Annotated in this window: 17 protein-coding genes; 11 read left to right on the top strand and 6 right to left on the bottom strand. The window is 45.4% G+C overall.

Features of this window, described 5'->3' with window-relative positions; genetic code table 11:
• Positions 1 to 276: 276 nt before the first annotated feature.
• Together JOE49_RS01330 and JOE49_RS01325 are read right to left on the bottom strand one after the other, a co-directional pair.
• Positions 277 to 1,509: an MFS transporter gene (locus JOE49_RS01330; protein ID WP_069080525.1), complete on the bottom strand. Its 1,233-nt coding sequence runs from the start codon at positions 1,507 to 1,509 to the stop codon at positions 277 to 279.
• A gap of 90 nt (positions 1,510 to 1,599) precedes the next feature.
• Positions 1,600 to 2,154 carry a MarR family winged helix-turn-helix transcriptional regulator gene (locus tag JOE49_RS01325; protein WP_069080526.1) on the bottom strand — a complete coding sequence of 185 codons (555 nt, stop codon included), beginning with the start codon at positions 2,152 to 2,154 and terminating at the stop codon, positions 1,600 to 1,602.
• Between the two features lie 351 nt (positions 2,155 to 2,505).
• On the opposite strand from JOE49_RS01325, the gene JOE49_RS01320 reads away from it, so the two are divergent.
• The 4 genes from JOE49_RS01320 to JOE49_RS01310 all read left to right on the top strand — a co-directional run bounded on the left by JOE49_RS01320 (position 2,506) and on the right by JOE49_RS01310 (position 6,219).
• Complete coding sequence (locus JOE49_RS01320; RefSeq protein WP_023990301.1) at positions 2,506 to 3,852, top strand: cytochrome ubiquinol oxidase subunit I; 1,347 nt, start codon at positions 2,506 to 2,508, stop codon at positions 3,850 to 3,852.
• Positions 3,849 to 4,880, top strand: coding sequence for a cytochrome d ubiquinol oxidase subunit II (locus tag JOE49_RS01315; protein ID WP_023990300.1), 1,032 nt, complete (start codon positions 3,849 to 3,851; stop codon positions 4,878 to 4,880). The genes JOE49_RS01320 and JOE49_RS01315 overlap by 4 nt, the downstream gene beginning before the upstream one ends.
• A gap of 6 nt (positions 4,881 to 4,886) precedes the next feature.
• The gene (gene cydS, locus JOE49_RS26880) at positions 4,887 to 4,997 is read left to right on the top strand and encodes a cytochrome bd oxidase small subunit CydS family protein (RefSeq protein ID WP_007432143.1); all 111 of its coding nucleotides are present in this window, start codon (positions 4,887 to 4,889) and stop codon (positions 4,995 to 4,997) included.
• Positions 4,998 to 5,208: 211 nt separating this feature from the next.
• A complete protein-coding gene (locus JOE49_RS01310) occupies positions 5,209 to 6,219 on the top strand; it encodes an MBL fold metallo-hydrolase (RefSeq protein WP_160788951.1) in 1,011 nt (336 codons plus the stop codon).
• A gap of 95 nt (positions 6,220 to 6,314) precedes the next feature.
• Here JOE49_RS01310 and isdG read toward each other — a convergent pair whose 3' ends face one another.
• The 4 genes from isdG to JOE49_RS01290 are packed head-to-tail and all read right to left on the bottom strand — an operon-like array spanning position 6,315 to position 9,443.
• Positions 6,315 to 6,665, bottom strand: coding sequence for a heme oxygenase (isdG, locus tag JOE49_RS01305; protein WP_023990297.1), 351 nt, complete (start codon positions 6,663 to 6,665; stop codon positions 6,315 to 6,317).
• A 1-nt stretch (position 6,666) separates the two neighbouring features.
• Positions 6,667 to 7,458 (bottom strand): ABC transporter ATP-binding protein, encoded by a 792-nt coding sequence (locus JOE49_RS01300; RefSeq protein ID WP_110455567.1) that lies wholly within the window; start codon positions 7,456 to 7,458, stop codon positions 6,667 to 6,669.
• Positions 7,455 to 8,453, bottom strand: a complete 999-nt coding sequence (locus JOE49_RS01295; RefSeq protein ID WP_202404027.1) for a FecCD family ABC transporter permease — start codon at positions 8,451 to 8,453, stop codon at positions 7,455 to 7,457. Before JOE49_RS01295 ends, JOE49_RS01300 begins: the two co-directional genes overlap by 4 nt.
• Before the next feature lie 9 nt (positions 8,454 to 8,462).
• Complete coding sequence (locus JOE49_RS01290; protein WP_209940443.1) at positions 8,463 to 9,443, bottom strand: ABC transporter substrate-binding protein; 981 nt, start codon at positions 9,441 to 9,443, stop codon at positions 8,463 to 8,465.
• 398 nt (positions 9,444 to 9,841) lie between these two features.
• Here JOE49_RS01290 and isdC point away from each other — a divergent pair, with 398 nt between their 5' ends.
• From isdC to JOE49_RS01255, 7 genes are all read left to right on the top strand, one after another.
• Positions 9,842 to 10,357, top strand: a complete 516-nt coding sequence (isdC, locus tag JOE49_RS01285) for a heme uptake protein IsdC (protein ID WP_053326093.1) — start codon at positions 9,842 to 9,844, stop codon at positions 10,355 to 10,357.
• Between the two features lie 72 nt (positions 10,358 to 10,429).
• Entirely contained in the window at positions 10,430 to 10,897 is a 468-nt protein-coding gene (locus JOE49_RS01280) for an NEAT domain-containing protein (RefSeq protein ID WP_029519187.1), read from the top strand.
• 32 nt (positions 10,898 to 10,929) lie between these two features.
• Complete coding sequence (locus tag JOE49_RS01275) at positions 10,930 to 11,427, top strand: NEAT domain-containing protein (RefSeq protein WP_209940442.1); 498 nt, start codon at positions 10,930 to 10,932, stop codon at positions 11,425 to 11,427.
• 98 nt (positions 11,428 to 11,525) lie between these two features.
• Positions 11,526 to 15,893: an NEAT domain-containing protein gene (locus tag JOE49_RS01270; protein WP_209940441.1), complete on the top strand. Its 4,368-nt coding sequence runs from the start codon at positions 11,526 to 11,528 to the stop codon at positions 15,891 to 15,893.
• A 281-nt stretch (positions 15,894 to 16,174) separates the two neighbouring features.
• Positions 16,175 to 17,134 carry a heme ABC transporter substrate-binding protein IsdE gene (gene isdE, locus JOE49_RS01265; protein WP_209940440.1) on the top strand — a complete coding sequence of 320 codons (960 nt, stop codon included), beginning with the start codon at positions 16,175 to 16,177 and terminating at the stop codon, positions 17,132 to 17,134.
• Positions 17,135 to 17,148: 14 nt separating this feature from the next.
• On the top strand, positions 17,149 to 18,132 hold the full coding sequence (locus JOE49_RS01260; protein WP_028541843.1) for a FecCD family ABC transporter permease: 984 nt from the start codon (positions 17,149 to 17,151) through the stop codon (positions 18,130 to 18,132).
• Positions 18,122 to 18,901: an ABC transporter ATP-binding protein gene (locus tag JOE49_RS01255; RefSeq protein WP_023990285.1), complete on the top strand. Its 780-nt coding sequence runs from the start codon at positions 18,122 to 18,124 to the stop codon at positions 18,899 to 18,901. Before JOE49_RS01260 ends, JOE49_RS01255 begins: the two co-directional genes overlap by 11 nt.
• The last annotated feature ends 219 nt before the right edge of the window (positions 18,902 to 19,120 follow it).

The raw sequence follows: 19,120 nt of genomic DNA, 5'->3' as shown, positions 1-19,120 counted from the left end.
GTAACTCATTCTGCGAATGTCTCCAAAGAGAAGTTCGTGTTTATGAGGAAAACACAATGACATATCTCACACCAACTCACGTAAACATGGCTGATGAATATGGAGGTTTTTTTAATAAAAACAGGATGCTATATAAGCCGAACTCGAAAAATTAACATGAAAACGGAGTAGGTGGAATGGTGCTGTACAAGCGTAGCGGTCGCGATGAAAAGCACCATCCGACTGCGCAGTGGCGCTATAGGTAGCTTTTAAGTTCGGTTTATAGTTCGATGCTGTCTATGCATTCCGCTTCAGCGGATCGTTCTGGTGGCTGGGAATGAGCAGGGAGGCGATAAAGCCTAGAGACAGAACAGCTGCCAGCAGCATAAATGTAGTCGTCTGATTACCGCCATTATCCATCAAGCGAATGGAAAGCACAGGAGCTAGACTTGTACCGGCAAACAGGATGAAGGTATATAGTGAGACAGCTATAGCCCTCGCTGCACCGCCGAGCTGGCCGACGATTGCTATGAGTGAAGGAACACTCAGGGCAATGCCGCTGACAAAGCATACACTCAACACCACGATAGTCATAAGAGTGTGTGTCATTCCCATCAGCGCCAAACTCAGAATGGAAAGAATAAGAGCTGTACGTAATATAAGGTGCACACCGTATTTCTGGGCTAACTTTCCGGCGAATGGTGAAAGGAGCATGCCGATGATACCAGCGGATCTGACATAAAGCATCTGTCGGCTATTCAGGCCAAATTCAGGGCCGCCAAGATAGCTACCCAAAACCGTATACATGCTCACAAAGGACATCAGGAGAACAAAAGCAACCGTATAGCTTAACCATAAAGGATACGAGCGCAGAACGGTCCCTAACTGACTGAAAGCTGACCAAATGCGAACACCTCGTTGAGGAGAGGGGGTTTTAGGAAGGAAAAAAAGGACGATTAGGAAGGTAATTGCATATAAAATGCCTAACATCCGAAATACCGTATTCCACCCCATTTGCTCGCTAATGACAATACTAAATACCTGACCAGCGATACCTGCTACTAGAAAACCGGTGCTGATAAAGCCGATAGCCGTTACCCGTTTTTCGGTCGGGAACATATCGACAGCGTATGCAAGAGCAACGGGAGAAAAGGTGGCCGCAGCTAAACCCTGAAGCAAGCGCAGTGTAACTAATACAGAATACTGACTGGTTAAGCTGAGGGATAACGAAATAATCGTTAATGCGAGCAGTCCGGTGACGATAACCTGCTTTCGTCCAAAGCGGTCAGACAATCCACCATAAACAAGACATCCCGCCGCAAAGCCTAAGGAAAAGATACTGCCCGGCAGGGCTGCTTCAGCAAGCGTTTTTCCAAACACTTTAGCAAAAAGAGGGACCAAAGGGATCGTCACATACAGGCTGGACATAACGGCAACCGCTGACCAGCATAGGATTACAGTCATCCATGCATAAGGGAGAGCCACATTTTCTTTCTGTATAACGGTATGATTGGTTCGTAATTTACTCATCAATTGAACACTCCTTGATCATAAAATAAGCAGCTTGTTGATACGCGCAATTAAATATATTAGACAACCTAATTATATGTTTAAAAAAATTTATCTGCCCACCCCCAATCTGCCTTCCATATGATGATGGATTTTTTCTATAATCCGCGAAAAAACGACCTGCTCCTCTGGCTCCAAAATACTCGCTAGAGAAGCACAGGAAGACCAAAATACAGGGAGCACCTGCTGTACAAGATGAGTCCCCGCTTCTGTAATGCGTACATGAATTTTGCGTCGATCTGTAGAATTATGTTCTCTGATAATCCATCCTCGTTGCTCTGTCCAGTCCAGGAGGGATGTAACAGATGCACGCCGGATTCCTAGACGGTCGGCAATCATAGAGGGGCTCATCTGAGCCTGAGATTGGTGCAGTGTCAACAGCAACAACAGATCGAGCTTACTCTCTGTGAGGCCGTAAGCAGATAGATCTAGATCGATCGCGTCGAGCACGTTATCGCTCGTCCATAGCAAGAAGAGACCCATGCGGGCAAGTTTTCGATCCGTTCCTGCAAGGGCAGTTTGATCCATTAACTCCAGATAAGGTTCTGGACCCAGACGGGGAAGAGGTTGCTGGACGGTGTCCCGCTTACTTTGTTTTGGTGGCATACATTCACTCTTTTCATATAATTAGGCTATCTAACTATATATCAATATAGCGTATTGAAATGCATAAAACAATATCTAAAAAGAAATACTGCTACATTCAATGCAGAAGCAGGGTTAAAACTCGATAGAATGAACCAAACTGTGAATAGGTTACCAAAATGCGCCAATAGATAAGTGAAGGAGGCGTTCCTATGTTCCGCAAGCAGGAAAGAACGCTCATTATTGTATGTATAGTAATTGCGGCCATCATGCTATATGCCGTAATTAAAAGCATAGCTCGCTTGACTCCTTAGTTGGTAATCCAGAGTGATCTGCGATGTTTAAAATGTGAAATGAAGGAGTGAAACCCATTTGTCTTCATTGGACCCTGTATTGCTAAGCCGGATGCTGACCGGAATTACCCTGTTTGTTCATATCGTATTTGCATCCATCGGCGTTGGCGTACCCTTAATGATTGCACTAGCAGAATGGCGTGGGCTGCGAACCGGTGATCCGCATTATACACTGCTGGCCCGACGGTGGGCGCGAGGGTTTGTCATTACCGTTGCCGTGGGTGTCGTTACAGGCACCTCCATTGGTCTACAGCTCAGCTTGCTTTGGCCCACCTTTATGCGGGTGGCTGGACAAGCGATTGCGCTGCCTCTGTTTTTGGAGACGTTTGCTTTTTTCATCGAAGCTATATTCCTGGGCATCTACTTGTATACCTGGGATCGGTTTAAAAGCAAATATTTTCACCTGATGCTGCTCATCCCGGTAGCGATTGCCTCATCTGCATCAGCGGTTTTTATTACGACTGTGAACTCGTTCATGAACCAACCTCAAGGTTTTACACTCAAAAATGGAGTCATGACTGATATTCATCCCATCCAGGCCATGCTAAATCCGGCTACCCCGACTAAAGTTTCTCATGTACTGGCTTCTTCGTATACATTGAGCGCTGGGGTGCTGATGGGACTGGCGGCTTACAGCATGCTGAGGGGACGTAATCACCCTTATTTCAAAAAGGCGCTGAAGCTGACTGCCACCTGTACCATTGTGTTTGCCATCAGTACCGTGATGATTGGAGATGCATCCGGTAAATTTCTGGCCAAATATCAGCCAGAGAAGCTGGCCGCCGCCGAATGGCATTTTGATACGATGACGCACGCGCCCTTCGTATATGGCGGATATATGGATAAGAACGGTGAAATCAAGTATGCGCTGAAAGTGCCTTATGCACTTAGTGTGTTGGCCGGGAACCTGCCCAGTACGGAGGTCAAGGGCTTAAATGATTATCCCGTAGATGAGCGTCCGCCACTGTCTATTCATTATATGTTTGACCTCAAAATCACCACAGGGGTGCTGATTCTCGTCATTCCGCTGCTATATCTGATCCGCAAGCGTTTGCCAGGTCGCAAACCATACCCCAGATGGCTGCTGTTGGCGCTCATTTTGGTGGGGCCGATGGCGATGGTAGCTATTGAACTCGGATGGATGTTTGCGGAGGTCGGTAGACAGCCGTGGATTTTACGCGGATATATGAAAGTCTCCGAAGCAGCGACCACTTCTACGAGTGTCGGGTGGATGCTGGTGCTGTTTGTTATTTTGTATCTGGTGTTGTGTTTCTCGGCCATTAAGGTACTCAGCAAGCTATTCCGCAATAAGGATGCGGTAGAAGAGATAAGGCAGCTGGGCCTGGAAGGGGCTGAAGGCAAGTGAGCTATGAGATTGTAGGTATCGCCATTTTGTGGACGTTCCTGTTCGGATATTTGCTTGTGGCATCCATTGATTTTGGTGCAGGGTTTTTCAGCTTTTACAGTGTGTTAACAGGCCACCAGAACAAAATCCACAATATCATTCAACGGTATCTGTCCCCGGTGTGGGAGGTAACAAACGTATTTCTCATCTTTTTTGTGGTGGGATTAAACGGGTTCTTCCCGGATGCGGCATATTACTATGGTACGGCGTTACTCGTTCCCGGTAGTATTGCGATTGTGCTTCTTGCCATCCGAGGAGTGTATTATGCATACAATACGTATGGGCATTCCGGTAAAAATAATATCGTCTACATGGCGTTATACGGTGCGACAGGGTTGCTGATTCCGGCGGCACTATCCACGGTTCTCGCCATTTCGGAAGGCGGCATTATTGTAGAAAACAGCACAGGTGTTCATCTGCAATGGGGCCAGCTATTAAGCAACCCCTACACGTGGGCGGTTATTATTCTGGCGCTGGTGAGTGTATTGTATATCTCGGCGATGTTTTTGTCCTTTTATGCCAAAAGGGCAGGGGACAAGGTTGCTTTCGAAATCGTACGAGGGTACGCGTTGCTCTGGAGTGCTCCTACGATTTTGGCGAGTCTGCTCGCATTTTTTCAGATTAACAAACAAAATCCAGATCATTTTACCAATATGCTGAACATAGCCTGGATGTTTGTTGCATCCTTCATATGCTTTGCGGGAGCAGTGTATCTGGTATGGCAGCGGCGGCATCTGGGGGTTTCATTCATATTGGTGATGCTACAATTTGCATTTGCCTGGTATGGCTACGGCCGCTCGCATCTCCCGTATGTTCTGTATCCCTACATTAATGTCTACGACAGCTTTACAAATTCTACGATGGCGTATGCATTGATTACGGCGTTTGTTGCGGGTCTGCTGGTGCTGATCCCTTCGCTAATCCTGATATTAAGATTGTTTCTGTTCGATGCAAAATATGTGCGCGGACATGAAGGGAAGAAAGGGTGAGTTAGAGTGGCTGCTTTCGAGCATTTTACGATTATGTACGAGTCACCTATCATTATTGTCGTGGCGATTGTGTTTTTGTTTATTTATTCGGCACGCTTTAAAAATCCACAAGACTGACAACAACAGGTGGAACAGGCCTTCCTGATTGATTCGGGAGGTCTGTTTTTGCTGTATTATCGCAGAATTTCCTTTACAGACGTGATTGAATTATACTTTACATATATCAGGATGTTGCATCATTTTATGTTCACACTCGAGTGACAATATATAGTTAAATTGAACCGCTGCGTTTTTTGGAGAACGGGTTCATCAGGGAGGGAGCTGCATCATGCCCAAAGTTCGTTTTAACAATATGGATCATGTAAATACCGATAAAACAATCAAGCAATTCAGACAATGGCGGCAGGAGCGACGCAGCAAAATCAAGGATTATACGTTCGTTGTGCCGAACCATCCCCCGGAGCTGGAATTTCTGCATAGCAATCGGGAGATGGCGACAGCGACCTGGGTGGGACATTCCACCTTTTTCATCCAGTATCATGGGCTGAATATCGTCACCGATCCGGTATGGGCAGAGCGTATGGCTTTTGATAAAAGGTTGGCTCCGCCCGGCATTCGTATTCAGGATGTACCACCACTGGACATCATTCTGCTGTCTCATTCACATTATGATCATTTACATTTAGAATCGTTGCGGAAATTATATCGTGCAGATACGCTGATGCTCGTACCCACGGGGTTAAAGGCGAAAATGATCCGCAAAGGTTTTCGTAACTGTCATGAGCTGCAATGGTGGGAGCATTTTACGGTAGGAGGGGTGCGATTTACGTTTGTTCCAGCCCAGCATTGGACACGACGCACGCCGTTTGATACGAACACTTCGCATTGGGGGGGATACGTTCTGCAAAATGAGCAGCAGGTGATTGGCTCTGCCACGTCCGTCACGGAACCTCATCCTCATTCGAATACAGATTCAGAGCATACACCGACGTTGTATTTTGTGGGAGACACTGGATATTTTCGTGGGTTTAAGGAGATTGGCGAACGCTTTGCCATTGACCTGACCTTTATGCCGATTGGTGCGTATGAACCGGAATGGTTCATGACCTCGCAGCATGTGACACCGGAGGAGGCATTGCAAGGGTTTGTAGATTGCGGCGCAGATCAGATGATTCCGATGCACTACGGAGCCTTCAAGCTTGCGGATGATACGCCAAGAGAGGCGCTGGATCGTCTCGAAGCGGAGCGTGAGCGTATGGGTATTGCGAAGGAACGCATTCATGTTCTGGGGCACGGAGAGACGCTGAAAATTGGACGTCGCTGCTCAACTACAATCTGAGGAATTCGACATAATCCTTATAGAAAAAGCGACTCTGCGGACAATTGATATTGTCTGCGGAGTCGCTTTTTTTGTTTTTAGGCTGTGATGCAGGATTAAACTGCTTCCGTATCACTCGCCAAAGAGGAATCGCTGTTGGCGATGGGATGACGAACGATTTTAACTTCATAGAACGTGATTTTATTTTCAATAATATAGTCCGGAATTTGACGGTGGCTATGGGATTCGCGGAATGCTTCGCTTTTCGTCCAGCCTTGGAAGTTCTCCTTTTCTTTCCAGCGTGTACTGATCGTTACTTCCTCATAATCCTTCGTGTTTTCAGTCAGCAGCACTTCTAGACCGAGAAAACCTTCCATTTTTTCAACTTTTCCTTCTTTGTTAAATCTTTCGATGAGTAGATGTGCATTGCCCGGTGTGATTTTAGATGTATTTGTAACGATAACCATATTAAATTCCTCCTGAATGATGTGGTATGGTCGGTATAATAACCGGATAGCCATTCTCAAATTTGATGGTAGCGTTCATTTCATAAATGTCGCGAAGAAAAGCAGACGTCAAAATCTCACGGGGTTCGCCGGCAACGGCGATTCGTCCCTTTTTAAGCGCAATCATATGATGACAATAGGCCGCAGCTTGCTGCAAATCATGCAGTACCATAACAATCGTCAAGCCGGACTCGTGATTGATACGCCGCAGCATATCCATAACTTCAAATTGGTGGGCGATATCCAGAAAAGTGGTCGGTTCATCGAGCAAAAGAATATCCGTTTGTTGGGCCAAGGCCATTGCAATTCGTGCTTTTTGTTGTTCACCTCCCGATAGAGTATGGAACATCCGATCTGCATAGGGCTGGATGCCCGTGATCTTCATGACATGGTCCACGATTTGCTGGTCCTGTCCGGTATGGCGTACCCTCAAGCCCTTGGCATGAGGAGATCTTCCGTAAGCGACCAGCTCGCGGACCGTCAATAACGGCAGCATATCCTTCATTTGCGGTAGCATTGTAATCGTCTGGGCAAAATCACGCCGCTTGTATTCCTGCACGGGCTTGCCGAGGACGGAAACCTGACCCTGATCCTGCTTGAGCAGCCGGGTCATGATCCGCAAAAGCGTGGACTTGCCTGAACCGTTCGGTCCGACGATCGCGGTGAGCTGACCAGCGGGCAAGGTGATATTCACATCGTCCAGCTTGAAATACCCACGTTGTATGGAGATATGCTCACCCTGAATGGCTGTCATCCAAAATTCCCCCGTTTCTTGAGCAGGATTAAGAAGAACGGTGCCCCGATGACGGCCAGCAAAATACCTACAGGCAGTTCAATCGGGTCAAACCAGGATCGCGCCACCGTATCTGCGAGAACAACCAGCGTTCCGCCGCCCACAATGGAAAGGGGAAGGAGGAAACGATAATCTCCCCCGATCAGCAGCCGTATGACATGGGGAACGACCAGTCCTACAAAGCCGATCAACCCGGCTACACTGACTGCTGTACCGGCAAGCAGGGCAGAAAGCAGGATAATGAGCATGCGTTGAAGCTCTACTCGCTGGCCCAGCAGCTGTGCTGAATCGTCGCCCAGCAGCAGTAGATTAGCAGGTTTAATCGCAAAGAAAGAGGCGATTAATCCAATGATGGCGTAAGGAGCCATGAACTCTAGATGATGCCAACTTCTTCCGTTTAATCCGCCGGATAGCCAAGGAAGAACGGCCTGTACGCGGTCGCTGTACATGACCATTACGCCGTTGGTGAGTGCGCCCAGCAGCGCGTTGATCGCAACGCCAGCGAGCACAATTTTAACAGGCGATGCCCCTCGGTCCCAAGCCAGCAGATAAATGACGATTGCGCTCAGAAAGGCTCCCAAAAAGGCGGTTATCGGAAGAAGGTAGCTGAGCTGTGGAAGCATCACCATCGTAATGACGGCGGCAAGTCCACCTCCAGCCGATACACCAATAATGCCAGGGTCAGCCAATGGATTTTTCATAACACCTTGAAGAAGTGCTCCGGAAGCTGCAAGACAAGCTCCTACGAGTAAACCTACTAATACTCTGGGTAGCCGGAGATCCATCAGGATCGTGCGATATGTAGAATCATCATTATGTAGCAAAACATGATTGATTTCTTGAAGTGGAATCGACACCGAACCGTAGGCCAGACCGTACACAGAGACGGCCAGCAGTAGAATCGGAAGGGTAATCCAGGCGATGGTGCGTCTTCTGGCGCGCTGTAGTTTGTTCATCTCCATCACCTATTTCGCCGGATACAGCTTTTGATGCATCAAATCCAGCGCTTTAGTGACACGTGTGCCCGGATTCGTACCGAACAGGTCTGAAGGTAAAACCTCGACCTGATTGTTTTTGACTGCTCGGATTCCGTTCCAAGCTGCATTTTCCTGCATTTCTTTTATAAATGCGGCTTTAACATCTTCCGTATTGCCATGGGTCATGATGAAGATGTAGTCAGGGTCAGCCTGTATGATGCGTTCTGTGTTCAGCTGCGCGTATTGTGGGAAATTTTGCAGGCCCGGAAAATCAGCGGCGATGTTGGAGCCACCTGCAGCTTCCAGAATGTTTCCGCTTAGTGAATTCGGCAGTGCCGCCATATACGTAGCCGGGGCTCCGTAGACTAGCAACACCTTCGGTTTGGAGGCAGAAGCGGTTTCCTTTTGCAGCTTAGCTACTTGTTGGTCAATTTGCTGGTTCAGCTTCACGGCCTGAGCCTGCTTTTGCAGTAATTGTCCGAACAGCGTAATTTGCGACTGAATATCGTGAACTGAATTGGCTCCCGTCAGTAGCAGCTGCGAACCGACTCCTTCAATGGCTGGAATGTCTTTTTCATTCATAGGATAATTGCCTAGCACGACATCCGGTTTGAGCATCGTAATTTTCTCCAGATCGACTTCATGAGTGGAGCCTACTTGCTGAACGTTCTCAGCAGCAGGTACGATGGCAGGTCCATTGGAGTTGGGCCTGCCCACGGCAGTTCCACCCAATGCGTATATGATATCCAGATCGCCATTGCTGAGCGCAATGATATGTTGAGGGACCTTTTGAAACGCTAACGTCCGTTTAGAAAAATCAGTAACTTGAATCACCGCACTGCTTGTCGTGCCAGAAGTGGCAGATACGGATGCACTGGTTGGTTTGTGATCTGCGGTCGAGGCACCATTACTACATCCGGTAACTGCCAATAAAAGCGCTGCGGACGACCACAACACATAAGATTTCATGTTATTCCTCCTGCAATTTTGAGTTAAACAATAATGATAATCATTTTCATTTATGTATAAGAGAATGATAATGAATATCACTGGGGATTGTCAATTGAAAAAAGCAAATTTTTAAATAAATTTTGAACTAAAAACAAAAGGGATATATTCGAATTATAGAAGAAGGAACTACAAATTTTTCTTAAAAAATAGCATATATCAAGGGGTTATGTACATGCAAATACATATTGACATTTTCGAAAAGTGTAAGATATATTGGTGATGGGTTTACTTTATTTTGCGAAATTCTGGAATAGAAAGGTGGGAAGACACGGCTCAAAAAGAGCTATTTTTTTTAATTATCAATTGAGAATGATAATCAATTACTTAAATTCTCGTGGGGAGGGACTGCTGTCATAATGAAGAAGGGGTATTCTGCAATTATTGCTGTGTTTCTGCTGGTGAGTGTGCTGAGCTTTTGGCCAACTTCGTCATCTGTAGTAGCCGCTGCGGCTTCTCCAAAATTGGCGGATGGTACATACACGCTCAAATACAATATCCTCAAGGCAGAAAATGATTCGGTGTCCATGGCTAATGATTATTTTGAAAAACCAGCTAAGTTGTATGTAAAAAAAGGTCAAATGACCATGCAAATTAAGCTGAATCATAGCGAATGGACAACTGGGTTTAAAGTAGATTACAAAGGCAAAATCATCGATACAAAGGTCATCCATAAGGATGCCAAAACCGATACCCGCACCGTACAATTTCCAATTACGAGTGTGAACAGCCCGCTAATCTCTAAAATTCATGTTACTGTCCCTGCGTATAACTACGATCATGACTATACGATCCGCTTCGCTTTTGATTCCAAAAGCGTCAAAAAAGTAACAGCCGTTCAGCCAGCGAAATCAACTAAATCTTCCAAGAAGTAAATTCAAGTTATCTTTATCGTTCATAAAATCAACATAAATTCAAGCATAAAAAATTGAGGAGTGTGTGTAGATATGAATATGGTAATGAATCGCTTTGAGCAATTTTCTTTTAAGAAGGTATTTGTAGCATTGATCATGACAGCGCTTGTTTTTGCACTCGTTGCTCCATTCTCAGCTAAAGCGGCAGCAGCCGACGGCACGTATAACGTAGACTATACTGTTTTGAAGGATCAAACCAATGAAACTTCTCGATTGGATAGCTACCTGACGAAGCCTGCTCAGGTTACGGTAGCTAATGGCAAAAATGTCGTTCGTCTGACTGTGAAAAGCAGCAATCTGATTACAACGTTCAAAGTAGAGCAAAATGGCGTACTGCAAGATGCGACTGTAGTAAGCACAGATACTGCTAGCAACACTCGTGTAGTGGAATTCGAAGTTGCTGATCTGAATGCAAAAGTGAATGCTTACGCTGAGATCACAATTCCAGTAATCGGCTACACAGGCAAGTACGATGTACAACTGCAGTTCGACGAAATCTAATCCAAAATAAAACGTAAAAGGAGATTAAAAACATGAACATGATTATGAATCGTATGGAAAAATTGTCTTTGAAAAAAGTAATGCTTACTGTACTGATGACAGCGCTTGTTTTTGTGGTACTAGCTCCATTTTCTGCCAATAAAGCGAATGCGGCTTTGCCTAATGGAACGTATCAATTGCCTTATACCGTTTATAAAGATGGAACCACTCAGCCATCCTACATGGATACAAATGGTTATGTGAAAAAACCAGCCACACTGATTGTTACGAATGGTCAATATAAAGTGAGAGTAGCTATTACCAAAAGTGCTTGGGTTACTGAATTCAAAACTCAACAAAGCGGTCAGTATGTGAATGCGACTGTAGTAAGCACATCAGGGGATACAAGAATAGTCGAATTCCCTGTAACTAGCCCGTCTCAAAAATTGAACGTTAAACTGCATGTAAGTGTGCCTGCAGAATACACTGGTGGTATTCCGTACGATCACGACTATGTGGTTCAATTCCAATTCGACGACAGCGATATCTAAGACTTCTTTTTGAAAATATAATTTTGAATTGAATACTCATTTGGAGCTTAGTTTCAAAGTTCCAAATGAGTATATTTTAAGTAGGGGGATACATCACCTTGAAAAGCCGATTTAACAAATTTATAACGACATTTGCTGCTGTTTTAATGTTGTTTTCTTTATTTTCACCGTACGTAGGAGCAACACCTGAGGATGAGTCCACTTCGTCGAATTTGCCCGATTTAAGCACTACAGTCACTAGTGCTACTTATGCTACTTATGAGATTCCGGTAGAAGTGCCCAGCACATATGCTGAGCCTACCAATGCTGTGACCACTACTGATGCGACCTATGCAGATGGAGAATACCTGATTGATTACAAACCTTTAAGAAAGACAGTCAGCGGTAGCACTAGGGATTCAAGCTTCAAAACAAACTATACCTATCCTGGAGATTTGATCATTAAGGATGGAAAATACCATTTTTCATTTAAGTTTGCGGAATCTCAAGGTCTTTCGAAATTTTTAGTTGAACAAAACGGGGAAACAGTTCCCGCAAAAATAGAGGTGGATTCTGGGAAAACTTCCGGGACTGTAAGCTTCGATGTTTATGACTTTCATCAAAATGTAAATACGGAGTTTGGATTTAATAGCAGTTCTCCATGGTATGTAGATACCGATCCAGACCGTTCAGTGAAGGAATGGATTGAGTTTGATCCTTCCAGTTTGAGACTTAAAAACTCAACGGAGAATCCAACGGTTCCACCTGTAACACCACCGGTAACGCCTCCTAATACAGGAGAGAAACTCGCTGATTTGGACTTTACCCTTTTGAAAGATGAAAGCAATGAAAAGTCAATGATGGATGGGTATACGGAGAAACCAGGCTCTCTAATTGAGCGTGGTGGTAAACGATATGTCCAATTTACATTAAAGAACAGTAAGCAGATTGATGGTTTCAAGGTAGAGCAAAATGGAGTGTTAACCGACACCTCTGTTGTAAGTGAAGATCAAACTGCGAATACACGAATGATCGAGTTTGAAGTAAAAGATCTGCCTGCCAAGCTCAACGCATGGGTGAGCATCAACTGGCCTGAGCTGGGCTACGTGAATACTTATAATGTAGATCTTCAGCTGGCCTCTGTACCCGTACCATCAGATTTGGCGGATGGAACGTACTCGATTAACTTTAACGCGCTGCATGCCACAAAAGATCAATCGTCAGCCATGGCACAATATCTGTTGTCTCCAGCGACTTTGACGGTATCGAAGGGGCAAAAAGAAGTTTCCTTTACCATTAAAGACAGCACCACAGTAACGGAGTTCAAAACAGAACAAAACGGAACGTTAACAGATGCGGATATTGTAAGTGAGGACAAGACAGCCAATACGCGTGTTGTGAAATTCAAAGTAGCGGATTTGGACGCCATTTTAAATGCACAAGTACATGTGAGCACGACCTATCCAGGTGGGGTTTATGAAATGGATCATAGACTTCGTCTTCAGTTCGATAAAAACAGTATCTCGGGAACGGACAACGGTTCATCTCCAGTAACGTCAAATCTGGACTTCACGCTGTTAAAAGACGGTTCAAGTGAAAAGTCAATGATGGATGGTTATACAGAGAAACCAGGCGCTTTGATTGAACGTAATGGCAAGAAGTATGTACGTTTTACATTGAAAAACAGTAAGCAAATTGATGGCTTTAAGGTAGAACAAAATGGACTATTAACTAATGTTGCTACAGTAAGTGAAGACAAAACTGCGAATACACGAGTTATTGAATTCGAGGTTAAAGAAATACCTGCTAAGTTAAGCGCATGGGTAAGCATCAACTGGCCTGAGCTGGGCTACGTGCATACTTATAATGTAGATCTTCAGCTGGCTTCTGTACCCGCACCATCAGATTTGGCGGATGGAACGTACTCGATTAACTTTAACGCACTGCATGCCACAAAAGATCAAGCGTCAGCCATGGCACAATATCTGTTGTCTCCAGCGACTTTGACGGTATCGAAAGGGCAAAAAGAAGTTTCCTTTACCATTAAAGACAGCACCACAGTAACGGAGTTCAAAACAGAACAAAACGGAACGTTAACGGATGCGGATATTGTAAGTGAGGACAAGAATGCTAATACACGTGTTGTGAAATTCAAAGTAGCGGATTTGGACGCTATTTTGAATGCACAAGTACATGTGAGCACGACCTATCCAGGTGGGGTTTATGAGATGGATCATAAACTTCGTCTGCAATTTGATAAGAGTAGCATCACTAATGCAACATCCCCGGTTGATCCTGGGACGCCAGGTACGCCTGGAAAAGTTTTAGCTGATGGAACGTATTCGATCCAGTTCAATGCATTGCACGCAACAAAAGATCAAAAATCGGCAATGGCGCAATATTTATTATCTCCGGCAACACTGACGGTATCAAAAGGCAAGTATGAAGCTTCCTTCACGATCAAAGACAGCGCCACAGTGACGGAGTTCAAAACAGAACAAAACGGAACGTTAACAGATGCAGATATCGTAAGCGTGGACAAGAAAGCGGACACACGTGTTGTGAAATTCAAAGTGGCCGATTTGGACGCTATTATGAATGCACAGGTACATGTGAGCACGACCTATCCAGGTGGGGTTTATGAGATGGATCATAAGCTTCGTCTTCAATTTGACCGCAGCAGCATTGCGGTAAAAGGAACAGACGGCGGCACAACTCCCGTGACTGAAAACGGCAGATACAGCATTGATTTCTCCGTACTCAAAAATGGAAGCAATGAAATATCTGTGATGGATGGCTATATGCAGAAACCAGCCACGCTGTTAAGACAGTCCGGTAAAAATGTGATTCAGATCAAAATGGACAAGAGCAGTTGGATTAAAACGTTCAAAGTAAATGGTGCAGAGGCTCAGGTTGTCGATCAATCGAGCTCCGCAGATACAAGAACAGTACAATTCGAAGTACCCAATCTGTCGGATAAAGTGACAGTAAATACGCATGTCATCGTACCTGGATTGGATTTGGGTGGCATCCCTTATGACCACGTATATGATGTGCAGTATCAATTCGAGCCTGCTACCATTCGCAGCTTTGTCGAGCCTTCCTCTTCGGGTGCAGCTGATCCCATTGTTAAATTGGATTTCGACAAGCTTGCCAATGGTAAATATGCTTTGAAATTCAGTATCGTTTTGTCTGATGGTTCCACAGGAGTGGATTCTCCGGCTCAACGCTTCATCACTGACGAATCGGCGCAATTGGTCGTGGAAGGCGACAAACGGTTTGTAGGTCTGAAGCTGCAAAACAGTAATGAAGTGAAGGCGCTGCGCATTTGGGACAACGCAAGCGGGGACTACCGAGACGCAGAAGTGACACAGGAAGATGCAACAAGCAATACGAAGCACGTTCGTTTTAGCGTGAATGACTTTAAAAACAATGTAAAAGGCCAACTGGTTGTCTATGAAGCCCCTAAAGTGGCAAGTTCCACTCCGATGGTCTTTAAGACTGAGGATCGGGTAGAGAAGGTATACGATTTTGAATTTAAATTCGATACCAGTAATGTAGCTTATTACAACGACAAGAAGTCGGCTGAAGCAGAAAAAGGGAAAAACAACTTAGCGGATGGAGAGTACACTGCGAACTTCCGTGTGCTTGCGAACGGAACGGACAAGGATTCTCTAGCGGCTCCTTTTGTACAAAATCTAGCGAAATTGATTGTGAAAAATGGTAAGGTTCAGGCCCATGTAACCGTTACGGACAACCAGGCTTTGAAGCTATTCCAAACGGATTTTGAAGGCCGTTATGCCAATCCGACGATTATGGGTTCGGACACCAAAGGTGATACGCACACTATTGCGTTCGAAGTGCCTGATCTGGATAAAAAGTTGAGTGTGTACACACAGGTATATCTGCCTGAGAAATACATTCTAAATGAGAAATTCGGCGGACAGATTCAATTTGACCGTGCATCGCTTAAAGGTGAGGGAGTCAATGCAGCTACAACTGCAACCGAAACCGCTACTGAACCGACAGCGGCCTCTACGGACAAGGCAGCAGAAACGACCACACCTGTGGCTGAAACAAAACCAGTAGTTGAGCAACCGGTTCAAATGGCTCCTGAGAAGCAATACACGATTAATTACAACGTATTTAAAGACAAAACGAGTGAAGCTTCCGTTATGGACGGTTATCTCGACAAGCCAGCTACACTGATTGAAAAGGGAGACAAGCGCTATATTCAAATTACTTTGAAAAATAGTTCCTGGATGCCAGCTCTCCAAGTAGAGCAAAACGGTACCCTGAAAGATGTGGAAGTAATCTCGACATCCGGCGATACACGTGTCGTTCAATTCGAGGTAGGGGACTTGTCTCAGAAAATTGGTGCTTACACACACGTCATTGTGCCTGGTTTGGTTCTTGGCGGAGTGCCGTATGATCACTGGTATACAGTTCAGTTCCAATTTGATGAAGAAAGCCTAAAAGCGAAGTAGCCTCAGGTTGTGATAATCAATGTAGTCTGAATAACAGCAAAGTTTGTATGCGAGCAAGTCTTGGTGCCCCGGCATCAAGACTTGTCAGCATTTACATACCCGAGGAATTTGCAAAAATCCAATAAGCGACTTCTAATGAACAATATGTAGATCGAAATGGTCTAATTCGTCTATATATTGCACTTTGGAGCGACTGAATCGAATTTTGCAAAATCCGGATACCCGAAAAGTTGGGGTTCCTAATGTTGTTCTATATTTTGAATTGAGGTGACTGGATTTTCATGAAACGGTATATAGCATTGACTCAAGGAAAATCGTTTTGTTTGTATATGTTAATCGGCATCGTGATCTTGTTGCTGGCTGGATGTTCGGGAGGAGCACAGGCTGGACAGAATCAGAGCGATGGTTCGAAATCAGCGGCAACATCTAATGCAACCGAAAAGTCGTCTGATGGTAAAGCTCAAGCTTCTCGTATTGTGGCAACTACGGTAGCTATTGCGGAAATTACGGATGCGCTGGGTCTGGATTTGGCAGGCAAGCCGACAAGCACGAAAGTGCTGCCTGACCGTTACAAGGATGTGCCTGATGTGGGTAATCCGATGAGTCCTGATATGGAAAAAGTGATGTCATTGAAGCCGACGGACGTACTGTCGGTGACGACACTGAAATATGATCTGGAGCCTAAATTTAAAGATTTGAAAATTAATGCCGAATTTTTGAATTTTGAAAGTCTCGCGAATATGCAAAAAGAAATTCAAAAGCTGGGAGACACGTTTGGCAAAGCCGATAAGGCCAAAGAGATTAATGGAGCTTTGGATGCCAAAGTAGCTGAGATTCAACAAAAAATCCAAGGGAAGAAATCCCCTAAAGTATTGATTTTGCTGGGAGTACCAGGAAGCTATCTGGTGGCTACCGAGCATTCCTATATTGGGGATCTGGTTAAAATTGCAGGCGGAACCAATGTGGTTCAGGGCGAGAAGGTGGAGTTCATTGCCCACAATACCGAAGCCTTGCAGCAATCCAACCCCGATATCATTTTGCGCGCTGCACACGGGATGCCGGATGAAGTAGTGAAAATGTTCGATGAAGAGTTCAAAACTAACGATATCTGGAAGCATTTCAACGCTGTGAAAAATGGGCATGTCTATGATCTGCCTGAACCGTTGTTTGGCACAACAGGGAATTTAGCGGCAAACTCGGCACTGGATGAGCTGATGAAAATGCTGTATCCTTCGAATTAAAGGAAGCTGATGACATGTCCAAAAAAGTATGGAGCCTTATTGTTGTAATTGTCTTGCTCGTTGGCGTCATGCTGTATTCAGCGATGACAGGCAGTCTCAAGGTGGATTTGAGTCAGTTGATGACCGGATTGTGGACAGGTACAGATGATCAGGTGAATGTGGTCAAGGACCTGAGACTACCGAGAATTTTCGTGTCCGTAATGGCAGGTGCAGCACTTGCAGTAGCGGGTGTTTTGCTGCAAGCCGTCATGAAAAATCCGCTGGCGGATGCTGGGGTTATCGGCATTTCTTCGGGAGCGGCTTTGATCTCGCTGATTGCGGTGACGGTCTTTCCTGCGCTTTATTTCTGGATGCCGTTCTTTTCATTTATTGGCGGTGCGTTAGCCTGTCTAATGGTTTATGGTTTTTCATGGAAATCTGGCTTGCATCCGATTCGTCTCATTCTGATCGGGGTGGCTGTGAACGCCATTTTTTCCGGCCTAGGTCAGTCGTTTAACTATCGAGGCAGTTATGCAGTCACTAGCATTAATCAGGTTACCACTTCAACCTTGTCTATGAAAAAATGGGTAGATGTCGAGGTTATTGTGACCTATGGCGGGATTGGACTAATTTTAGCCATGCTCGTGTTCTCTTGGTGCAATTTCTTGTCCCTTCAAGATAAAACAGCTAAAAATCTGGGATTCAATGTAACGCGTGCACGACTTTTGATTTCTGTGATTGCAGTGCTGCTTGCAGCAACGGCTACAGCCATCGCGGGAGTGATTGCCTTTATCGGTCTGCTCGTTCCGCATTGTGCCCGCTACCTAGTTGGCTCGGATCATAAGTGGTTGATTCCATTTTCCGCCTTATGCGGCGGCTTGCTGCTGCTGCTCGCGGATACACTGGGGCGGACAGTGCTTGCTCCCAATGAAATCCCGGCTTCTATTATTATGGCCGTCATTGGCGGGCCGTTCCTGATATTCCTGATCAGAAAGGCGGATCGCACCTATGGACATTAAGGATATAACCTTCTCTTATGATCGGAAAACAGATCGTCTGCATGCTATTAATGCTGTTATTGAGTCGGGACGGATCACTACCATTATCGGTCCCAACGGATGCGGCAAATCAACGCTGCTCAGCGTGATGTCCAACAATGCTGTTCCCCGATTGGGCCAGGTGATTCTGGACGGCAAGGAGATAGCCCACTACAAGCCCAAGGAGCTGGCCCGTCAACTGGCGGTAGTCCATCAGCAGAACGAGGCACCTTCCGACTTGACAGTAGAAAAGCTCGTAAGCTTCGGCAGGTTGCCGCATAAGAACATGTTCACAGCGAGGCGTGACGAGGATGAGGAGGCGATTGAGTGGGCAATAGCCTGTACTAACCTGAACGAACGTAGAACTCGCACGTTGGATCAGCTCTCAGGAGGAGAACGGCAGCGTGTATGGATTGCAATGGCCTTGGCACAGCGGACGCCAATTTTATTTTTGGATGAGCCGACCACCTATTTGGATATGTACTACCAGCTTGAAATTTTAGAGCTCATTCGGCAGTTAAACCAGGAACATGGACTGACAATCGTGATGGTGCTGCATGATATCAATCAGGCTATTCGGTATAGCGATGTGATGATTGCCATGAAGGAAGGGCGTATTATAGCGAACGGCCCACCTACAGAGGTCGTTACATCTGAACTGATCCAGACGGTCTATGACGTGGAGGTCGTAATCAAACAGGATGATGAAGTCGGCATGTACCTCATTCCGTTAGGTGTCGGGGTTTCCTGACAATTACAAGCGCATGGAACATCAATGCCGCGACTGAATAACGGGTCTGTCCTAACGGCATCTCAACGAATTTAGAACATGAAAATGGTTCTGGTCCATGTGTTTGTCAGGTGACAATCGTGGAGACAGAAGCATTTTTTATTTTATTTATAAGATATTGGATGAGATTCAGGGGCGGTTATGCTTATACTACGGTTCGAATCCGATCTTTTGTGTGTT

Origin of the sequence: Paenibacillus sp. PvR133 (assembly GCF_017833155.1) — a bacterium.
Taxonomy (GTDB): domain Bacteria; phylum Bacillota; class Bacilli; order Paenibacillales; family Paenibacillaceae; genus Paenibacillus; species Paenibacillus polymyxa_B.
This window is presented reverse-complemented; position numbering and strand designations above follow the sequence as displayed.